We start from the raw sequence: 17894 nt of genomic DNA on the forward strand, positions 1-17894 counted from the left end.
ATTATCAAAAACCCGGCAAATTGGTTACCAGGCTTTCTCATTACCCAAGAAAATAGTACTTAATTTGAACAAAAAAGACTAGGGGGACAAATTCCCCTAGATATGTTCAAAAATAGATCATTTTGATATAATGAGGCTAGCTCATCGTTGGTATACCGTTATTTTATGAAAACTGAAGAATCACTTCTCTTAAACCACTTAGAACCTTTATTTGACTTAGCCTCTGTCAATGTTTATTCAAAAGACATCAAAGGTTGTTTCATGAGTAGCAATCAAACCATGCTAGAGGTTAATAATATACCCTCTGAGCAGGATATCCTTGGTGCAACCGATTATGATCTCGCCTGGAAAAACCAGGCGCCTGCTCTCATAAAAAATGATCAGGAAGTCATACAAACTAATAAGGCAAAAACCTATATTGAACCCGTTTGGTTAAATGGCAAAGAATTACATTGTTATATCAGCCACAAAAGACCTTTACGCACCTCATTAGGGAAAGTGATAGGTGTTTTCGGCCTTTCTTTTTTACTGGACGATGAAAACACCTTAATAAATACCGTGAATGAGATCACTGCCCTAAGCAATTCTAACCTTTCCAAGCAAATACAAGACCTGGGAGAACAACCCTTTCTTAGAGCACGCCATTTGACCAAACGCCAAATGGATTGTCTTTATTATTTGGTTAAAGGGATGACAATCAAGCAAATTGCCAATACGCTCAATTTATCGCCCAAAACCGTTGAGCATTATCTTGATGCCGTGAAAGTAAAGCTAAAATGCCGCAATCGTACCGAATTGATTACAACAGCCTTGCAAATGCCAGCTATCAGAGAGCAATTATAGGACCAGGTCTACTGTTTACGCCCATAAGGTCTGGTCATCAACTCAAGCAGATGGCCATCAGGATCTTCAAAATAAACACCCTTTCCCCCATCACGATGATTAATTTTACCCCCTTGTGTTTGACCAGGATCGGCCCAATAAGTAAGCCCGCGTTGACGAAGCCTGCTAAAGATTTCATCGAACTCGGATTCTGTCACTAAAAAAGCATAATGCTGGGATGTAATGTCATTATCAGTCTCATAAAAATCGAGGCTAACTGCATTACTCATTTCAACTACCAGGAAGGGACCGTAAGTACTGGCCTCCGCTAATCCAAGAATCTCAGTGAAGAATTGAGCCGATTTTTTTTGATTGCGCGACCATACAATCGTATGATTGAGTTGTACCGCCATAGGTGTCTCCATTAAGCGCCTCAAAGAACGAAGCAGCAAAATCTTTATCAACTAACAGGTTTTCTATCGCCTTTAGCAACAGGCGCTTTTAGAATATAGCTCAAAATTTAACTGTTCTAATTCACTCTACGATTTCTCCTGCTCCATCTCTTTGGGCAAAAAGAGAGTGAACAGGGAGGCAAGGGATAAAAACCATGACAAAAATGCATGAAAATGAGGTAAGTATAGACGCGACCCTTGTTCATACCCTACTCAAAGCGCAATGCCCTCAATGGGCTAATTTGTCTCTACAGGCTATTTTATCAAGCGGTACAGACAATGCCCTATTTCGTTTAGGCACTGATTATGTTGTTCGGCTTCCTCGCATCGATTGGGCCACTAAAAGTATCCATAAAGAATATGAATGGGTTCCAAGACTTGCACAACATCTGCATCTCCCTGTTTCGGTGCCTTTGTTTAAAGGCCATCCTTATCAATCCTATCCCTGGCCTTGGCTCGTCACCCAATGGAATGAAGGCCATAATCCCCCCTTTGAAAGAAAAGACGAATACGAATTATTGGCTAAAGAGTTAGCTGCTTTTTTAAATGAACTCCACGAAATAAACCTGGCTAACGGCCCTCTTTCCAGACGCGGAGTATCTTTAAAAGAGCTGGATGAAGAAACAAAACAAGCAATAAGCGAATTAGAGGGGGAGATTAATACCCAAGCCGTCACTTCTTTATGGCATCAGCTATCCAATTCTCCCTCATGGCATAAAGCACCTGTGTGGATACATGGGGATTTTCTACCAGGCAATATTTTAGTACAAAACCATCGCCTAAGTGCGGTGATTGATTTTTCTGATGTGGGCATCGGTGACCCTGCCTGTGATTTGGTGATTGCCTGGAGCTTATTGAACTCCCATTCAAGAAACGTTTTTAGAACCCATTTAAAAAATATTGATGACAACACCTGGGAAAGAGGGCGAGGCTGGGCTCTATCAATCGCGCTCATCATGCTGCCCTATTATAAGAATTCCAACCCGGTTTTGGCCGCATTAGCAAGACGAATGATAGACAAGGTATTGGGAAATTAAATTAGGCTTCACTTTTTACAAATTACTATTTCATCTTGCTAAAAAGGGCAGTCTTGGGGGTCAGCCTTTTTACTGCGACAAAACCCTGGCGATTCAACATTCCATAAACCGGATTCGGGATTTTTTGTCAAGGCACTCTGCGAATACAGCGCCACATAATACGGCCTTTTAGGAGTATTTATTTTATACACACAAACTATTTTTCCATTAGGAACTTTCTGTGTGGTTGCCCAGGCAAAACTTAACTCACTATTGCTAATTGCATCAACAGGCTTGCCCGTTGCTGCGATTGAAACCATCCAGCGACTATTCAAATGACTCACCATTTGCCCGTTTTGGATTGAGGATGATAACTCGCTGGTTGGCGGACAATAGTTAACTCCTGACGGCAACTCTTCGGTTGAGGCATTAAATAGGCCACCTGAGTAAGACCAGCTTATTTCCTTATTGTTGTAGGAAGGGGTAGCAATAATGGTGTCATTTTCCTGCAAAAAGCCGAATACCTTGGTATTGGGTATGATAGTTATAACACCATCTTTGATAAGCAGCTCTTTAACGGGCTCCTTATCTTTTTCTTCCTCAGTCATGTTGGGATTAGACGTAATTAAATCAGTACAACCTATGGGAGTACCCCGACGTTCAATACACTGAGCAATGTATTTTTGATAACGTTGAATCGCTGCGAAGTTCATACGGATATAGGCACTAATGTACTTCGTATCGTTAGGGTATTTTTGCCTTGCTTCCTCAATGAGCAATTGTACGGACGGGTTGACCAGGGGCTCTGTTTGCCCATAACTGCTATTCGCCATCATGCTGATCATAAACAATGCAAAAAGGGCCGCCCTTATACTCTGTAACATTACCGACTCCAAAGACTTCGTATGCGCTGAATCATGAGCACTTTTCTTCTTAAGATCAACCTCTGAAAATGAGTTGAATTTATTACGATCAACAAGAATTTTACTGTACCAAAAATTATTTATTTTTAACAAAATCTTAAAAAAATAGTCAGGATTATTTAAAATACCGCTTTAAATGAATGGAGAAACTGACAATGCACTGCGGATTTGGAACTTTTTTTGAAAATAATTCTGATATTGAACACGCAAGAAATATTTTGGCTTCCATTGCCAGACTTGGACTGACAGTTCCTCAGCCCTCATCAATACGAGGCTCTTTGAAATATGATACGCCCGATAATCAGCTTTGCTACAATCAAGTTAATTTAACCGATGCCCGGCAGCTTGACGAAACCATTCAAAGTCTCGTTTATGATGAAAAAGAAGGTTTCTGGGCCATTGCCTGTGAACGCCATTTCGACGCAAAGAGATTAGCGGCTTACCAAGTATCAGACGCTTTAATAAATTCTGTGGTTTTTCTATTTTCGCGAGAAGGAAAAATCTACGGACCAGAAAGCCATAAAGACATAGCCGTCAATTACTGGCCTAATCTACGCCTCTGCGGGATACCAACCCAAGAGGAAACGGAGTCTTATTTCGGCGAAGTGAGAGTACCGGGAGAAACACATGCTGTTCCCTCCTCAGAAATAAGAGCAATCCTGGCCCCCCTTCATTTGGTGGATTGGGTAAAAGAATTTTTTCCGAAGAGCAGGGTTATTCCCGTGACCTTGCTGGAAAAAAAACTGACTGAAGACCCTCTTGAATTATTTGTAAAATGTAAATCGGTCAAAAACCAAACGGTGATAGGACCCAATTACACTCGAGCGCTTCACATTGCCTTAGCAGCCTTCCCCGACCTTAACCAGTTTGGCGTGCATTTAACTCGCTTACCTATGGTCTATCAACCTGATTTATCCCTCACACTAGAAAAGAATCATGAAATCTATAAGAAAAAGTGGGATACGGTTACTTTGCGGTTATCCAATGTACGTGCCGATCAACTCGAGGAACTGCAAGGAGTTGATGGGGTAATGACTGTAAAAGAAGCACGTGGTAAGGGTACTTATTTATGTTTTTGCCCTGCGCAGCAAAAAGAAGCGGTCGCTGCATGTTTGAGACGAGAACCTGTCTCGAACGACGATCAAGTTCGTCCCCATTAGACGTCATCCGATTGCTTTACAATATTGCAAATAAATTGACGTTATAGACACAATTGGTTACCTTTGTTTGGAATATCACTGTTTAAGGTCAAGCCCAGGGATGACCGAACAAAGGAGCACCCATGTTAATCAAGTTAATGCGTAACATCCGTCAACTTCAAACCAAAACTGATGAGGGGATCTTGGCTATCCTTAAACGATTAAGCGACGTTCAATTCCCTGAGACTCTTTTGATTACCTGTATAGACTCGCGTATTGGCTTAATCACCCAATCCCAACCCGGAGAATTATTGGTTCATCGCAATGCAGGAAATATTGTTCCCGCTTATCCTAATGAATCGAGCGAAGCCGCTACGATTGAATATGCAGTGAAAGTACTGAAAGTAAAAGACATCATCATTTGTGGCCACTCTGATTGCGGCGCGGTAAAAGGACTATTATCACCAACGATTAAAAGCAATTTACCCTCTGTCGCTTCCTGGGTTAGCCATTCCCATTCCGTATTAGAAGAGATTGGGGCAGAAACTAATAATGATGATTTTGCACTCAAAGTACAGATAGCCATTAGAAAGAATGTATTAGCGCAAATTGAACATTTAAAAACCTATCCTCATGTTGCTGAAAAGCTTGCCTCCAAGCAGCTAACGATTCATGGATGGGTGTATCACTTTGAAACAGGTGAAGTATCTATCTTTGAGCCCAAACAGAACGATTTTGTTAAGTTGGAAACTGCCCTTCAGTTTGCCATCGAAGAAAGAAGAAACCGAATTGTGAAAACAATTGCCATGAATTACCTGGCGCAATTTACCCACCCTCAAACTGCTGACGACTACCGTGCTTTAATGCACTTTTTTTCGCTGCTAGAAAAGGATTTAACTGCTATTTGGGGACGAATTAAAGGGCAAGTTTTACATAGTCTATGGACCGAATTAGGTGCTCTGTATGATGGTCCCCAGGATCCTGAATTTAGAACCATGGTGAAACTTGGCGTCCAGGTTAAATTGGATAATTTAACCGATTTTCAAAAGAACATTCAGGAATCAGCAGGTTATCATCAGTATTGTAGCCAATTAATTCGTCACACCTTGTTCGGAAGATCAGTGCCATTGCCCAAACTACCGATTGTCATTCCCCATAACGTATATAATCCTCCTACTATGTAAACATTTACACTTGGAGAAAGGGCTCCAGACTTTTGCCTGCAAAGCATCGGCTGGGTTGCGCCTGCTCTCCTGGAACAAATCAAGTCCTTTTCGGTTTCACTTTACCGGTTACGAATATGGTATAATTTTGGGCTGCCTATAGAAATTATTATGAACAATGAAGATAAAAACTCTTTTTTATAGTTTGCTCATTAGCTTCCACGCTATTGCTGCCCCTCGTTTCGTTCCTGCTGAACCATTGCCCGCCGGGCATTATGAGATTGATGGGCCAGCCCTTTGTGCAACCGCTAAAGAAACACTGGCTTATTTAAATAAAGGCAATCACTATGACCCTCAGGTCATCCATGAAGGCAAGGTTTTTAAACTGCCTCTTGCACGAGTCAAAGCGACCTTAACCTTTATTTGCCAACACCAAAATGAGCTGCAGGACCCTGCTTTTGTAAAAAAACACTTTGATTTTATTCGCTGGTATCCAGACAGCGAACAAGCCAAAACACTTAGAACCAAACCCCTTCTTGCTAATTTACCCAACGATAAAATTTTAATGACGAAGTATTACGTCCATCGTGCCAAAGTATCCAGCAAACCAAGCCCGGCTTATCCCTTTGCGCTCTATGCACTTCCAAAAGATGAAGAAGCGCTCACCCTCGAAGAAGCCAATACCAAACCGGAGCTTGTTCGTTTCCACTATGGCAAACAAGCTATCTTAAAGGGTGCTTTAGCCAATAAAAATGTTCCTGTTCTCGCTTATTTAAATCGAGATGATTTGGAAGCCGCTTTAATGCAAGGCACAGTCGTCGCTGATTTTGGCAACCATGGACAGATAAAAATCTTTAACGTTAATCGCAACAACAACATTCCCTACGATAAAGCCAAAAATCCCTATAAGCAGGAGCGCTATTGGTATTTTAAGCCAGTAAACGGGATCAAAGGGTATGGGAAAGATGCTGAGTATAAAATTACCGTCAATAGCCAGGTTACTTTTGCAGCCGATCTTGAGCAGCTTGGCCTGGGAAAACTGCTTATGGTGCAATATCCTGACCAGACCGGAAAAATAAGGACACGAGCAGGTATTCTTGCTGATACTGGTGGTGCATTCCAAAATAACCTCTATCAAGTCGATTTTTTAACAGGCAGTTATGCAGGAAAAGAGGCCTTCTATCAAGCAAACAGCCATTTACCCAATTATGTGACTGCTTACTTCATGGTGTTAAAAGCGTAATATGAAATTTTTTATACCCTTCTTATTTTTTATGAGTTCTCTGGTACATGCCTTTTCTTGCCATGATGCCCAGATTATTCATAAAGCGCCCATTCAATTTGATCAAGAGCGTATTGCCTTAACCCGGCAGTATCAGTTAACCCATTATGGAATTGACTCCAAATCAATTGAAATTGAACCTAAAATGATTGTATTGCATTGGACTTGCATCCCATCACTCAAAGCAACCTTACGTATATTTAATCCGCCTACTTTTCCCCAAAGCTCCCCCCGTATAAAAGAACTGCCTGGCAACTTAAATGTCTCCAGCCATTTTGTTGTTGATCGCGACGGTAGTATTTATCAGCTTATGCCTGACAATTGGATGGCGAGACATGTCATTGGCTTAAACCATTACGCGATTGGGATTGAAAATATTGGTGGAGTGGACAGTAAAGACGACTTAACCGATGCACAAGTGAGAGCAAATGCGTTTTTAGTTTGTTATTTAAAAAAGAAATACCCGGAAATAACCCATGTTATTGGCCATAATGAGTATTTAAATTTTAAAAATACACCGCTGTGGCTTGAGCGTGATCCCAATTACCAAACCGATAAAAACGATCCTGGGCCCGTGTTTGTCAGTGAAGTTATGCGCTTAGTCCACCAGGGATAGCTGCTCATTTTGTTTGGCTGACAACTGTTTGATAAGTCCCACGCGCTTGCCCATATCAGCCATTTCAGCCGCTGTTAAGAGCGCAGCGATATTCGCCCAGTTTTCTATCAACTTAGAGGGTGCAGCATGCGCAATATCACGAATAAAATATTCTTTATCGTCAGGATTTAAAACTGCAAACAGGGTTTTTAACATCCCGACAATTTCCTCGGCAGTCATGACCTGATAGACGGGATAATCGATCGATTCGAGCTCTTCTTTGCTGCACAGGCGAGCAAGCTCTGGCATTAACTGCGTTTCTTCCTTATGAAGATGCTCTAAATTTTCTGCAATCAATTTTCTGTAACTCAAAGAGAAATGGTATCCACTCTCAATTCGTTCTTTATCGGAATTGGCTCTCCTGATAGCCGCAAGTTTATTTTTAAGGGCATTAAAAATGGCTTCATGATGTTGATGATCAGCCTCTACTTCCTGAAAAACATAGCTATTATGTTTTTTAAATAACCCATGAATTTTTTCATCTTCATGTTTGGCATGAAAACCAAGCAAATTGACCAGGTTATTCAGATCGCTCGCAATGTCCTGCACCTGTTGCAGATCACGAAAATCAGTTTTGCCAATTTTATTATCCAGCTCATTCATCACCAGGGTGATATATTTATGCTCTCTATATAAACGTCTTTCTGGACCTTGATAGATCCCGTATTGATCTTGCATTCACAGTCCTCGTGGTTATACCAAGTCTTTAATTGCTGCGATTTTAACAGGTTTCAAAATGATAGCGTATTTTTATTGACCTGGTTTGCCCAATAACAAACCAGGAATAGCGATTAAATCCCCACTCTCATTTAATCCAATTAAGTCTGTTAACTAGCTAACCCAGGCTCAATTCTTTTTTACTGGGGATTCCGGTTTTGCGCCTTTGCTTATAGAATTTGGCAAAAACAAGGTCGCTTTTGTTGCTTCCTGACCGTTTAAATATCGTTTCCAGTCATGATTAATTTTTTCTAACTTTTCATTGAGAATTTTTTCTCTTACCGTAAATGACGAGTTAAAGAGTACATCTTTTGTCAATAAATTCAGTTCTACTATTTTTTGATTGAGTCGATTAATCTCTACCTGTTTTTCTTGCATTTTTGCTTCCAGTAACGAAACTCGATGATGAGCAATCCATGTTGCCCCAATGGATACTGCAAAAGCTAATAACAAGACTGAAATATCTAATCCAGTCATACTAGACATTCTGCTTCCTTTTCCATCTTTCCCTTTTGACATGATATTCTCCCAATAATCAGCCTAGTGTTTTACTCTCCTGCTTATGAATTTGATACCGGTGAAGAGGGCGTAGTTTCCTGTGGCGCAGGTGATATGGCAGTCTCAGGGAATAATAGAAACAACATTCCCACTATGACCAATACAATGATAATAATTGACAGTTTATTCATAGTAATCCCTTAGCTTTAAGAAGGATAACCTCCTGCCATCCCTTTCTTTCTTCTTAATTATAACCTAGTGTTGGGAATTGGTTGAAAATCAACCATAACTTATTTATTTTAATAGCCTTTATTTTTTCTTTACTTGATTAACTACAATGAGAGAAGGAAAACAACGTTAAAGGGAATTTATGACATCACTACAGCATTTTGTATGCGAACACCCTTACTTTAGTATGCTGGTATTTGTGGCGATTGGCTTTCTTTTGCGCGGAATTAGGCGACTCAATCCCAAGAGTGTGCGAATAGCAATCACTGAGCTGGAATTGGCTTTGGACGATGAAGACATGGAAAGAGCAAAACATGTCCTGCAACGATTAAAATCAGGCTTCGGTCTCTAAGCTTACGCGACTTGCGATACCTTGTAAAAAAGCAAACCCCACTCTGCTATACTCTAAGCAACCGATTAGTTTTGCGCCCTTGCTAGCTTCTTTTTGGGCTGAGAAACCATGGCAAATAGCAGAAGGACTCATCGTGAAAAACCATCGATTCCTACGCATCCTCTTAATAGTACTTCTTATTTTTCCTTCTCTTAATTATGCTGACGATAACGACGTAGCGGCATGGACACGACAGGTTCTTATTTCTACCCTGTCGATTGATTACACGGTAACCCCTGAAAATTTTGCTATTTTACAGGAAAATTATATGCCCACAGCCTGGGAAGCTTTGGAAGATTTTGTTGGTGATCAGGTTAATGTGATACGCGCCGAGAAGTTAACCCTGCATCCAGTTGCCTTAGGTCCAGCGACAGTCGTCAGATCAGGTTTCTCTTTTGGCATTCATTATTGGCGGGTTAATCAGTCCATCGCCATCCCAGAATTAAACATGACTATTGATTTTTCCGTGATCGTTATCAAGGCAAATAACCCGCCTTATTTAATCCAGAATATGACGATGAGCAAACATGATTCTTAACGAAGGATGGTGCGGAAGTGCAAGGAAGCAAGTTAAGTTCCCTGCACTATTCTCTTATGGAAGGCTTACTGAAAGAGAACTCCCTTCTTCATAAGCAGTGACCAGGATGTCACAGGGATTTTGAGGATTCACCCAGGCCCTTTTATCGATTTCGCCTTGCTCACTAAACTCAACACGCCACTTTCCATTTTCCTCATCAACGCTCTGCACGGTAAGGTATATGGTATTGGTATTGCCATAGGTTTGAGAGTAAATCTTCAAATCTGGGGCATAATATTGTGCCAAAGACTGCTTCACATGCTCTTTAAGAGTTTTCAGCTCAACTGCTGAAAGCTCTGAGACGTTAAAGTAAGGCTTAAATCCTACGCGTAATTCTATTTTCATAATTATCCTGTCTAAAGTTTTAACTCGGGCTCTGCACTCGTTATTTTAAAATAATGTTTTTCCAGTACATCAATTTCAAGAAAAATTTGTAATTGCAGCTTATTAAGCGATGCAGAAAAATGTTGCTTTAAGACAGCGATCAATTTCTCACCCACCTTTTGTAAGGTCTCCTCACTGCGACCAGCCAATATTGTCAAGTTAACAAGAATAAAGGCCTGTTGTGGTTGCCCATCAGCGATATAATAATCCTTGCATTCTACTGCCCTGCTCTTGCAATTGCCTAATTGCGCGGGCAGATCTTGCGATAAAACAGCATGGAGTAAAGGAAACACAGCAGTGATCTTATCTTTCTCGATGACATTGGCACTGTATTCTAAAAGCAATTGTGGCATACCATTCCCTCCTCTGTTTTATCGCGCTTTTATACCCGATTTCAGTTCTTTAGAACATAGTTTAGAACTGAGTTACTTTAATTTTTTTATCAGCCCAAAATAAATGTCTGGCAATAGGTGGAATTTTCAAAATTATCTGATAGAATCATCTCGTTTATTTCTATGCCTCACTGTGAATAACTTTTCTTCCCTCATTGCCCCTCTTCACTTGCTTAAAATCAATTTTATTATATCTTCCTGATTTTAAATGATTTTTTGTTTTTACTTACCATAAACCCATCCATTTTTATCCACAAATTCTGTGGATAATTCTGTGCATTAACTGCTTGAAACCCCTTGGTAGCCAAGCCAAAGATGATATACTCTTGCCATGTTTACGAAAATTGCAGCTTAGAATGCGTTCCTTATCGAATTTCATCTTCAGTATTCTATTGATTTTATTTGCCAGTTTTGTCCATGCTGAGAGCAACCTAAAAGAATTCGAGCAAAAATTAAGCGATTCCGTTATCACGACAAAAATTACTGCCAAATTTACTAAAAACCGTGATCTTAATCCTTTGAAAATCTACGTCTCAACGAAAGATGGTATTGTGACCTTACGTGGCCATGTAAAAAATAGACAAGCCTATGTAGATGCCCTTCGACTTGCCAAAGTAACCAAAGGGGTAAAGGCCGTTGAAACCGATGAATTGGTCATCAAGCAGGTAAACACTGCCTTAACCGATGCTTATATTACTGCCAAAGTCGAAGCGGCTATTTTACGAGCCAAGGTGTTTGACGATGAATCAATTCCGTTAGTCGGCATCAATGCAACCACAACAAATGGTACTGTCACCCTGTCTGGAAATCTCAAGCAAAAAAAATCCATTGTCGCGATAATAAAGCGGGTCAATGCCGTGCGAGGCGTCAAGAAAATCGTTTCTAACTTACAGGTAGTTAACAAGGAAGGTTAATGAAGGATTTCACTCGGTTTAAATTTTTCCTCTGGTATTTTGGCCATTTTCAAGTTCCTTTGATTGGCCATTTGAAACCCAAACTAATCGCTCTCGATGAGCAAAAAATTGTTGCTAAAATAGCTTTAAGAAGACGTAGTAAAAACCATCTTAACTCCATGTATTTCGGCGCCTTGGCAGTGGGCGCTGATCTTGCTGGCGGCTTACATAGTTTCTATCACGCAAAGCGAGCCAACTTGAAAGTATCCGTTGCGTTTAAATCGTTTCAGGCCCAATTTCTTCGCCGGCCTGAATCCGATGTTTATTTTGTCTGTGAAGAAGGCGATCGGGTCAAGGAGATGCTCTTGGAATCTAAAAAGTCCGGTGAGCGGGTAAACAAGCCAATCCAAATCAGGGCTTTTACTGATTATCTTAAAAACCCTGAAGAAGTCGCTACCTTTAGTCTAGAGTTATCAGTTAAGGTATTAAATTAGGGACTTTCTATTTCTACTCTCTTAGCGCTTAGGGTTGATTGTCTGCGCTTCGCTGCTCCCATACCAGGATGTATGCTCTGCTGCGATACCCAACAAGTCAATCCTAAGAACTCAAGCTAGCGACATGGAAACAGTCCCTAATAAAGCTGGAATAAACGGTCAATGAGTGCAAAAAATGAATTTTCGCCACTGGCAAATCGCTGTATTACTCCTCCTTCTTAGCACCTATAGTGTGTTATTTTATTTTGTTTTTACTTATCAATATAAACTCGATTTTTCATCGTTTTACTCCGCCTTTCAGCTTTTTGATGCCGGAGATAATCCCTATCAAAGTTTATATACGACTTATTTGCTTACCATAAAAAAGTTATCCGCTAATCTTAATCCACCAATTGTGCTCTGGGTACTCACTCCTTTATTACGCCTTAACTATGATCTGGCCTTGATTATCTGGTCAGGCCTTTCTTTACTGTTAGGATTAATCGGGGCTCATTTTAGTTTTAAGCTGGCCTTTCCTGCCGAATTCATTAAGAAGAATTGGCTGAGTTTATACCTCCTTTATTTATCCTTGTTCGCAACAGTCATGGATACTGCCATTGCCCAATTTGGTTCAATTTTATTTTTCTTTATCATGACCGGTTATTATTGTTACCTTAACAACAGAGAATATAGTGCCGGCCTACTTTGGGGCATCATCATCGCGATGAAATTCTTTCCGGCCTTACTTTTTTTCTTTGTGTTAAAACAAGGCCGCTACAAAGTCTTTATGGTCATGTTCGTTACCCTGCTGGTACTGTGCCTTATCCCATGGGTTGTTTTAGGGACAACTATCTACAAGCAATATTTTTCCATGATGACCCGGGTTCTTTGGTACGGTGATAGTTGGAATGCGTCTCTTTATGGTTTTCTGTTCCGTTTATTTATTGATGTGCACGATAAAACACAGAGTTTAATCGCCATTAAGACAGCCTATATTTTTCTATTTTTCAGCCTTCTCTTCTGGTACCTGAAAAAAAGTACCGGAAAATCGACAGCCCAGAATCACCAACCGTTCTGTTTGACCTTGGTCATGATGTTATTAATGAGTCCTTTCGGTTGGTTATATTATTTTCCCTTGTTAATTCTTCCTTTTGCCTGTCTCTGGATAACCGCCATTGATAAAAAAACAAATACGGCTCAATTACTATTCCTGTGGCTTATCAGTTTATTTCTGCTTAACTTCCCAATTGACTATGTTCGTACCACCGATATGCCTACCTTCCTAGGTAAACTTGGTTTTTATTCTTTTTATTTTTATGGTTTATTGCTGTTGGCTCATCTGTTGACACGACAACCAATCCTCCCTCCTGCCAATGATCTGAGCATAAACAAAGCGCCTGCCTACTTCACCCCATCACTATCTATTATTATTTCTTTCGGTCTTTTAATTCCCATTATTAGTTTTGTTATGCGCTTATTCTCTATTCCTGGCGTACCCCTCTTGCATTATTAGAGGAGAGGCGTTTTTATTATTTTGCCTAATTGACAAACCCATGCATGCCGTCTAACGTTAACAAAGAATGCTTAATCTCTATGCGACTGAATTTAGGCCATCATGATCAACTTAACCATTCACACACAACCTGATGATGAAACTTGTGGCCCCACCAGTCTACATGCTATTTATCGCTTTTATGGCATGGATATCAGTCTTGAACAGGTCATTAGTAAGGTAGAGCGTTCTCTTTCAGGGGGAACCCACGCCCCCATGTTAGGCAAACATGCCTTACAACATGGATTTCAGACAACGATTTACATTAACAATCTTAATGTGTTTGATCCAACCTGGTTCAGAGGTGACCAAGGGGAAGCCTGCCAAAAAATGCTGATGCTTAAGCTAAAAGCACAAATGAAACATAAAAGAGAGAAAGGATTCACTCAAGCAAGCCACGCTTTCCTGGAATACCTGGATCTAGGCGGTCAGGTGCGCTTTCGTACGCTGAGTGTGCAATTACTTAAAGAATATTTCTCTCAAGGTATCCCGATATTAACCGGGCTTAGTGCGACTTATTTATATCGTAGTGCACGTGAACGTTTCACTAAACAAGGAGAATCTATTTATGATGATATTCGAGGCACTCCCTGTGGCCATTTTGTTGTGCTCTGCGGTTATGACAATAAAAGGAGACTCATTGTTGTCGCTGACCCGCATCGCGAAAACCCGATTTCCCATGACAATTATTACAAAGTAAGCGGCCACCGCCTAATTAATGCCATCATGCTCGGCGTCCTAACCTATGATGCTGTGTTACTTATAATTCAACCCAAAGAGTCGTGAATGCAAACTATAATAGTAACGGATGACCCACCAAGCTGGGAATTTTTAAGCCCACTCGCCAATATTGTTAATGCTTTAGATTACTTGTCCAGTGAAAATTATCATCAAAGCAAGTCGATGCGGGTGATTAATCTTTGCCAATCCTATGGCCATCAGACCATTGGTTATTACGTCTCACTGCTGGCCCATGCCCGTGATCATAAAGCCATTCCCTCAGTCCATAATATCCAAGATGTACTCAACGTGAGTCTATCGATTCTTATTTCACAGGATATTGATGAGGAAATTCAACACAGTCTTCAGGACATTAAGGGGGATGAATTTATTCTAAGCCTCTATTTTGGCCAAAATATGGCTAAACGTCATGCGACCCTTGCTAAAAAATTGCATGGATTATTCCCCCTGCCAATGCTTCGCTTCATCCTGGAGAAAAAGAAACAGTGGCGGATTAAAAAACTGCTGCCCTTATCACTGAATGATGTTCCCGAGCATCATCTCGAATTCATGAAGCAAGCCGCTGAAAATTATTTATCGAAGAAACGCTTTCACCAATGGCGTAAAAAGCAACGTTTTCATGATTTGGCGATTCTGATTGACCCCTGTGAATTGAATGCGCCCTCTAACAAAAAAGCCTTGGATTTTTTTGTCAGTGCCGGTGAGGAGTTGGGATTAAACATCGACTTTATTGAAAAAAGTGACAACAAATCCATTGCTGAATATGACGCTCTGTTTATACGGGCAACCACTTCCGTTAACCATTACACCTACCGAATGGCAAGACGAGCTGCCCAGGAGAATCTGGTTGTGATTGATGATCCACAATCCATCGTCAAATGCAGCAATAAGGTTTATCTGGCTGAATTAATGCGTAGCCATCAAATATTGACGCCAGAAACTACTTTTATCAGTAAATACGATAAAAATCTTCCAGACATAGAGTTTCCTTGTATCTTAAAAAGGCCAGACAGTGCGTTTTCCCATGGTGTTCTTAAACTCGATGATGCGAAATCGTTACAGAAATCCCTGAATCAATTTTTCAAGATTTCTGATCTGGTTTTGATCCAACCTTTTATTCCAACGGAATATGATTGGCGTATTGGTATTTTAGATAACAAACCCATTTTTGCCTGTCGTTATTACATGGCTAAAAATCACTGGCAAATTTATAATTGGAATGCCTTGAGCGAGAAAAGAGAGGGGGCAACTGAAACCGTTCCTCTTAATGAAGTGCCTGAAGCCATTATTAAAACCGCGTTAAAAAGTACCCGTTTAATTGGTGATGGCTTATACGGTGTCGATATCAAAAGCCAGGGTGATAAGCACTATGTTATTGAAGTGAATGATAATCCCAATATTGACTGTGGCATAGAAGATAAAATTTTGGGTGATTCTTTATACGAACACATAATGGGTGTTTTTTTACAACGTATTCGCAGGAAACATGGTTATGTCTGATTATTCGCTTTCTTCTGTTTTAGGCATCGAAATTGAGTATATGCTGGTCGATCGCAACAGTTTGAATGTACAACCCAAAAGTGATGTGATCTTAAGTGCTCTGGCAGGGAAACAAGTCAACGAAACAGTACTTCCCAATGGGGATATTGCTGCCAGCAATGAATTAGTGATGCATGTACTGGAATTAAAAAATAATGGCCCAAAACCACCGCATGCCCCCTTAGTAGAGCAATTTCAGCACGCCATACAATCCTTACAGCCGTTATTAGACCAGCACAATTTACAATTAATGCCCTCTGGCGCCCATCCCTGGATGAATCCACTGACGGAAACAGAACGGTGGCCCCATGGTAATAATGCCATTTATCGCCAGTATGATTCTATTTTTAATTGTCAGGGGCATGGCTGGGCTAATCTACAAAGCATGCACGTCAATTTACCTTTTGCCAATGATAGTGAGTTTTGCCAATTACACAATACGATTCGTCTGCTACTGCCTTTGCTCCCCGCGCTCGCAGCCAGTACCCCTTTCCTTGATGGTAAAGCAACCGGATTAAAAAATTCACGCTTGTATTTTTATGGTAAAAACCAACAGCGGATCCCATCCATCAGCGGCGACATCATTCCCGAATTTATTCGTTCTGAGGAAGAGTACAGAGAAACAATTTTGGCACCCATGTATGACGATATCCGTCCCTATGATCCCGAAGGGATTTTGCAATATGAATGGCTAAACTCCAGAGCAGCGATTCCCAAGTTTGACTATAAAGCCATCGAAATTCGCATTCTTGACTCACAGGAATGCGTGCAGGCTGATATTGCTATTGCGCTGGCCATCCATGCTATTTTGAACTATTGGCAACAGAACTCTCCCTATTATTTAGACACACCTTGTGACTCTAAACGCTTAAAAACAGTCTATGAGCAGACCATCAAAGAGGGTTTATCGGTTACTGTTGATGATGCTGAATTATATAGACAATGGCAATTACCCCAAAAACGGACTCTCAGTTGTCGCGATATCTGGTCGCAACTTCTTGAACGAGTCAGCAGCGATTTGGATAACCCTTGTCAGCGTGCGCTCGAATATCTTTTAAGCCAAGGCAATTTAAGCGAGCGGCTTTTACGCGCCTGTGGAAATGACTACACCAAGCCAACACTGGCCAGGCTTTACCGCCAATTAACGCATTGCCTCTACACGAATCAAATGTTTAATCCATCATGAAACCCCTGGGTCTTGTAATAAGTTGCGAACATGCGGTTAATACGGTACCGGTTGCTTATCAAAAGCAGTTTGCCCCTTACCGCCACTTATTAGAATCCCATAGTGGTATCGATTTTGGTGCCTTGTTTGTAGCGCGTTATTTGCAACAGGTTTTTAATTGTGATTTTATTCAGGCGGAAGCAACCCGCTTGCTGATTGACTGTAACCGCAGTTTGACTCATCCCCGTTGTTTTTCTGAAATCACGATTAACTTGCCCCAGGCAGAAAAGCAGCAACTTATTCAGCAGTATTACTTGCCCTTTCGCCAGGCAGTAGTAACGAAAATAGAAGAACAAATTGCCCAAGACCGGCAAGTGATTCACTTATCCATTCATAGTTTTACACCAATCCTTAACGCGAAAGAGCGTAATGCAGACATTGGCTTTCTCTATGATCCAGGGCGTGCAAGCGAAAAAATGCTTGCCCGAGAATGGCAACAACAGTTTAAGAAGCACCATAGCCAACTGCGTACCCGGCTGAACTACCCTTATCTTGGCATCAGTGACGGTTTTACCAGCGCCCTACGCAAGCAATTTTTTGATCAAGATTATGCAGGTATCGAAGTTGAAACCAATCAAGCCTTGGTTCGGGATGAGAAAACCTTAATCAAGGTAGCAGACGCGCTGGCAACAACATTCCCTCGACTGGCGCATGGATAAAGCCCTGGGGCACGCGTAAAAAGAAAATGGAGCCTGATCGCTATTCAGGCTCTTTAATTCAGAGTGGTGTTTGGCAACGCAGTCCTTATTCCTCCCTGACTAGTCTATCATTACACGTACCATCCTCTCTCTTTGGTTCTATTGAAATGCCAATCCCCAATAAAAGAGAAATC

Annotated in this window: 21 protein-coding genes; 15 read left to right on the forward strand and 6 right to left on the reverse strand. The window is 40.9% G+C overall.

All coding sequences use genetic code 11. The annotated features are described in order from the left end of the window. The first annotated feature begins 165 nt into the window (after positions 1-165). The gene (locus tag DYC89_RS12940; protein ID WP_115222157.1) at positions 166-843 is read left to right on the forward strand and encodes a LuxR C-terminal-related transcriptional regulator; all 678 of its coding nucleotides are present in this window, start codon (positions 166-168) and stop codon (positions 841-843) included. An 8-nt stretch (positions 844-851) separates the two neighbouring features. Here DYC89_RS12940 and DYC89_RS12945 read toward each other — a convergent pair whose 3' ends face one another. Next, complete coding sequence (locus tag DYC89_RS12945) at positions 852-1235, reverse strand: VOC family protein (RefSeq protein ID WP_115222158.1); 384 nt, start codon at positions 1233-1235, stop codon at positions 852-854. A gap of 194 nt (positions 1236-1429) precedes the next feature. Between DYC89_RS12945 and DYC89_RS12950 the strand changes: the two genes are divergently transcribed. Next, positions 1430-2311, forward strand: coding sequence for an aminoglycoside phosphotransferase family protein (locus tag DYC89_RS12950; RefSeq protein ID WP_115222159.1), 882 nt, complete (start codon positions 1430-1432; stop codon positions 2309-2311). Between the two features lie 38 nt (positions 2312-2349). On the opposite strand, the gene DYC89_RS12955 is transcribed toward DYC89_RS12950, so the two are convergent. Beyond that, positions 2350-3174, reverse strand: coding sequence for a hypothetical protein (locus DYC89_RS12955; RefSeq protein WP_115222160.1), 825 nt, complete (start codon positions 3172-3174; stop codon positions 2350-2352). Between the two features lie 194 nt (positions 3175-3368). Here DYC89_RS12955 and DYC89_RS12960 point away from each other — a divergent pair, with 194 nt between their 5' ends. From DYC89_RS12960 to DYC89_RS12975, 4 genes are all read left to right on the forward strand, one after another. Continuing rightward, complete coding sequence (locus DYC89_RS12960; protein ID WP_115222161.1) at positions 3369-4373, forward strand: hypothetical protein; 1005 nt, start codon at positions 3369-3371, stop codon at positions 4371-4373. Positions 4374-4495: 122 nt separating this feature from the next. Beyond that, positions 4496-5536, forward strand: coding sequence for a carbonic anhydrase (locus DYC89_RS12965; protein WP_115222162.1), 1041 nt, complete (start codon positions 4496-4498; stop codon positions 5534-5536). 157 nt (positions 5537-5693) lie between these two features. Next, entirely contained in the window at positions 5694-6758 is a 1065-nt protein-coding gene (locus DYC89_RS12970; RefSeq protein WP_115222163.1) for a hypothetical protein, read from the forward strand. 1 nt (position 6759) lies between these two features. Next, positions 6760-7413 (forward strand): N-acetylmuramoyl-L-alanine amidase, encoded by a 654-nt coding sequence (locus tag DYC89_RS12975; protein WP_115222164.1) that lies wholly within the window; start codon positions 6760-6762, stop codon positions 7411-7413. Here DYC89_RS12975 and DYC89_RS12980 read toward each other — a convergent pair. Both DYC89_RS12980 and DYC89_RS12985 read right to left on the reverse strand, forming a co-directional pair. After that, on the reverse strand, positions 7396-8130 hold the full coding sequence (locus DYC89_RS12980) for a hemerythrin domain-containing protein (protein WP_115222165.1): 735 nt from the start codon (positions 8128-8130) through the stop codon (positions 7396-7398). The genes DYC89_RS12975 and DYC89_RS12980 overlap by 18 nt on opposite strands. Positions 8131-8298: 168 nt before the next feature. Next, positions 8299-8688 (reverse strand): hypothetical protein, encoded by a 390-nt coding sequence (locus tag DYC89_RS12985; RefSeq protein ID WP_115222166.1) that lies wholly within the window; start codon positions 8686-8688, stop codon positions 8299-8301. 349 nt (positions 8689-9037) lie between these two features. Here DYC89_RS12985 and DYC89_RS12990 point away from each other — a divergent pair, with 349 nt between their 5' ends. Next, positions 9038-9247, forward strand: a complete 210-nt coding sequence (locus DYC89_RS12990; protein WP_115222167.1) for a hypothetical protein — start codon at positions 9038-9040, stop codon at positions 9245-9247. Positions 9248-9380: 133 nt separating this feature from the next. After that, positions 9381-9824: a hypothetical protein gene (locus tag DYC89_RS12995; RefSeq protein ID WP_228362870.1), complete on the forward strand. Its 444-nt coding sequence runs from the start codon at positions 9381-9383 to the stop codon at positions 9822-9824. A 54-nt stretch (positions 9825-9878) separates the two neighbouring features. Here the strand turns inward: DYC89_RS12995 and DYC89_RS13000 are convergent, their stop codons facing one another. After that, a complete protein-coding gene (locus DYC89_RS13000) occupies positions 9879-10208 on the reverse strand; it encodes a hypothetical protein (RefSeq protein ID WP_115222169.1) in 330 nt (109 codons plus the stop codon). 11 nt (positions 10209-10219) lie between these two features. Beyond that, complete coding sequence (locus DYC89_RS13005; RefSeq protein ID WP_115222170.1) at positions 10220-10600, reverse strand: 5-carboxymethyl-2-hydroxymuconate Delta-isomerase; 381 nt, start codon at positions 10598-10600, stop codon at positions 10220-10222. A 395-nt stretch (positions 10601-10995) separates the two neighbouring features. Between DYC89_RS13005 and DYC89_RS13010 the strand changes: the two genes are divergently transcribed. From DYC89_RS13010 to DYC89_RS13040, 7 genes are all read left to right on the forward strand, one after another. Then, positions 10996-11553 (forward strand): BON domain-containing protein, encoded by a 558-nt coding sequence (locus DYC89_RS13010; protein WP_115222765.1) that lies wholly within the window; start codon positions 10996-10998, stop codon positions 11551-11553. Beyond that, positions 11553-12026 carry a PaaI family thioesterase gene (locus DYC89_RS13015; RefSeq protein ID WP_115222171.1) on the forward strand — a complete coding sequence of 158 codons (474 nt, stop codon included), beginning with the start codon at positions 11553-11555 and terminating at the stop codon, positions 12024-12026. The genes DYC89_RS13010 and DYC89_RS13015 overlap by 1 nt, the downstream gene beginning before the upstream one ends. A gap of 175 nt (positions 12027-12201) precedes the next feature. Further along, complete coding sequence (locus tag DYC89_RS13020; protein WP_115222172.1) at positions 12202-13518, forward strand: glycosyltransferase family 87 protein; 1317 nt, start codon at positions 12202-12204, stop codon at positions 13516-13518. 102 nt (positions 13519-13620) lie between these two features. Then, a complete protein-coding gene (locus DYC89_RS13025) occupies positions 13621-14343 on the forward strand; it encodes a C39 family peptidase (RefSeq protein WP_115222173.1) in 723 nt (240 codons plus the stop codon). After that, a complete protein-coding gene (locus tag DYC89_RS13030) occupies positions 14344-15798 on the forward strand; it encodes a RimK family protein (RefSeq protein ID WP_115222174.1) in 1455 nt (484 codons plus the stop codon). After that, the gene (locus DYC89_RS13035; protein WP_181879405.1) at positions 15791-17023 is read left to right on the forward strand and encodes a carboxylate-amine ligase; all 1233 of its coding nucleotides are present in this window, start codon (positions 15791-15793) and stop codon (positions 17021-17023) included. Before DYC89_RS13030 ends, DYC89_RS13035 begins: the two co-directional genes overlap by 8 nt. Further along, positions 17020-17721 (forward strand): N-formylglutamate amidohydrolase, encoded by a 702-nt coding sequence (locus DYC89_RS13040; RefSeq protein ID WP_115222176.1) that lies wholly within the window; start codon positions 17020-17022, stop codon positions 17719-17721. Before DYC89_RS13035 ends, DYC89_RS13040 begins: the two co-directional genes overlap by 4 nt. Positions 17722-17894 lie beyond the last annotated feature (173 nt).

It is taken from the genome of Legionella donaldsonii (assembly GCF_900452385.1).
In the GTDB taxonomy this organism is placed as follows: domain Bacteria; phylum Pseudomonadota; class Gammaproteobacteria; order Legionellales; family Legionellaceae; genus Tatlockia; species Tatlockia donaldsonii.

What these genes read in the sequence shown, in the direction of transcription:
- DYC89_RS13005 (WP_115222170.1), bottom strand. Translation starts at nt 10,600, where the DNA reads ATGCCACAATTGCTTTTAGAATACAGTGCCAATGTCATCGAGAAAGAT.
- DYC89_RS12970 (WP_115222163.1), top strand. Translation starts at nt 5,694, where the DNA reads ATGAAGATAAAAACTCTTTTTTATAGTTTGCTCATTAGCTTCCACGCT.
- DYC89_RS12965 (WP_115222162.1), top strand. Translation starts at nt 4,496, where the DNA reads ATGTTAATCAAGTTAATGCGTAACATCCGTCAACTTCAAACCAAAACT.
- DYC89_RS13025 (WP_115222173.1), top strand. Translation starts at nt 13,621, where the DNA reads ATGATCAACTTAACCATTCACACACAACCTGATGATGAAACTTGTGGC.
- DYC89_RS13040 (WP_115222176.1), top strand. Translation starts at nt 17,020, where the DNA reads ATGAAACCCCTGGGTCTTGTAATAAGTTGCGAACATGCGGTTAATACG.
- DYC89_RS12980 (WP_115222165.1), bottom strand. Translation starts at nt 8,130, where the DNA reads ATGCAAGATCAATACGGGATCTATCAAGGTCCAGAAAGACGTTTATAT.
- DYC89_RS12975 (WP_115222164.1), top strand. Translation starts at nt 6,760, where the DNA reads ATGAAATTTTTTATACCCTTCTTATTTTTTATGAGTTCTCTGGTACAT.
- DYC89_RS12955 (WP_115222160.1), bottom strand. Translation starts at nt 3,174, where the DNA reads ATGTTACAGAGTATAAGGGCGGCCCTTTTTGCATTGTTTATGATCAGC.
- DYC89_RS13030 (WP_115222174.1), top strand. Translation starts at nt 14,344, where the DNA reads ATGCAAACTATAATAGTAACGGATGACCCACCAAGCTGGGAATTTTTA.
- DYC89_RS13000 (WP_115222169.1), bottom strand. Translation starts at nt 10,208, where the DNA reads ATGAAAATAGAATTACGCGTAGGATTTAAGCCTTACTTTAACGTCTCA.
- DYC89_RS12960 (WP_115222161.1), top strand. Translation starts at nt 3,369, where the DNA reads ATGCACTGCGGATTTGGAACTTTTTTTGAAAATAATTCTGATATTGAA.
- DYC89_RS13010 (WP_115222765.1), top strand. Translation starts at nt 10,996, where the DNA reads ATGCGTTCCTTATCGAATTTCATCTTCAGTATTCTATTGATTTTATTT.
- DYC89_RS13020 (WP_115222172.1), top strand. Translation starts at nt 12,202, where the DNA reads ATGAATTTTCGCCACTGGCAAATCGCTGTATTACTCCTCCTTCTTAGC.
- DYC89_RS12950 (WP_115222159.1), top strand. Translation starts at nt 1,430, where the DNA reads ATGACAAAAATGCATGAAAATGAGGTAAGTATAGACGCGACCCTTGTT.
- DYC89_RS13035 (WP_181879405.1), top strand. Translation starts at nt 15,791, where the DNA reads ATGTCTGATTATTCGCTTTCTTCTGTTTTAGGCATCGAAATTGAGTAT.
- DYC89_RS12985 (WP_115222166.1), bottom strand. Translation starts at nt 8,688, where the DNA reads ATGTCAAAAGGGAAAGATGGAAAAGGAAGCAGAATGTCTAGTATGACT.
- DYC89_RS13015 (WP_115222171.1), top strand. Translation starts at nt 11,553, where the DNA reads ATGAAGGATTTCACTCGGTTTAAATTTTTCCTCTGGTATTTTGGCCAT.
- DYC89_RS12990 (WP_115222167.1), top strand. Translation starts at nt 9,038, where the DNA reads ATGACATCACTACAGCATTTTGTATGCGAACACCCTTACTTTAGTATG.
- DYC89_RS12940 (WP_115222157.1), top strand. Translation starts at nt 166, where the DNA reads ATGAAAACTGAAGAATCACTTCTCTTAAACCACTTAGAACCTTTATTT.
- DYC89_RS12945 (WP_115222158.1), bottom strand. Translation starts at nt 1,235, where the DNA reads ATGGCGGTACAACTCAATCATACGATTGTATGGTCGCGCAATCAAAAA.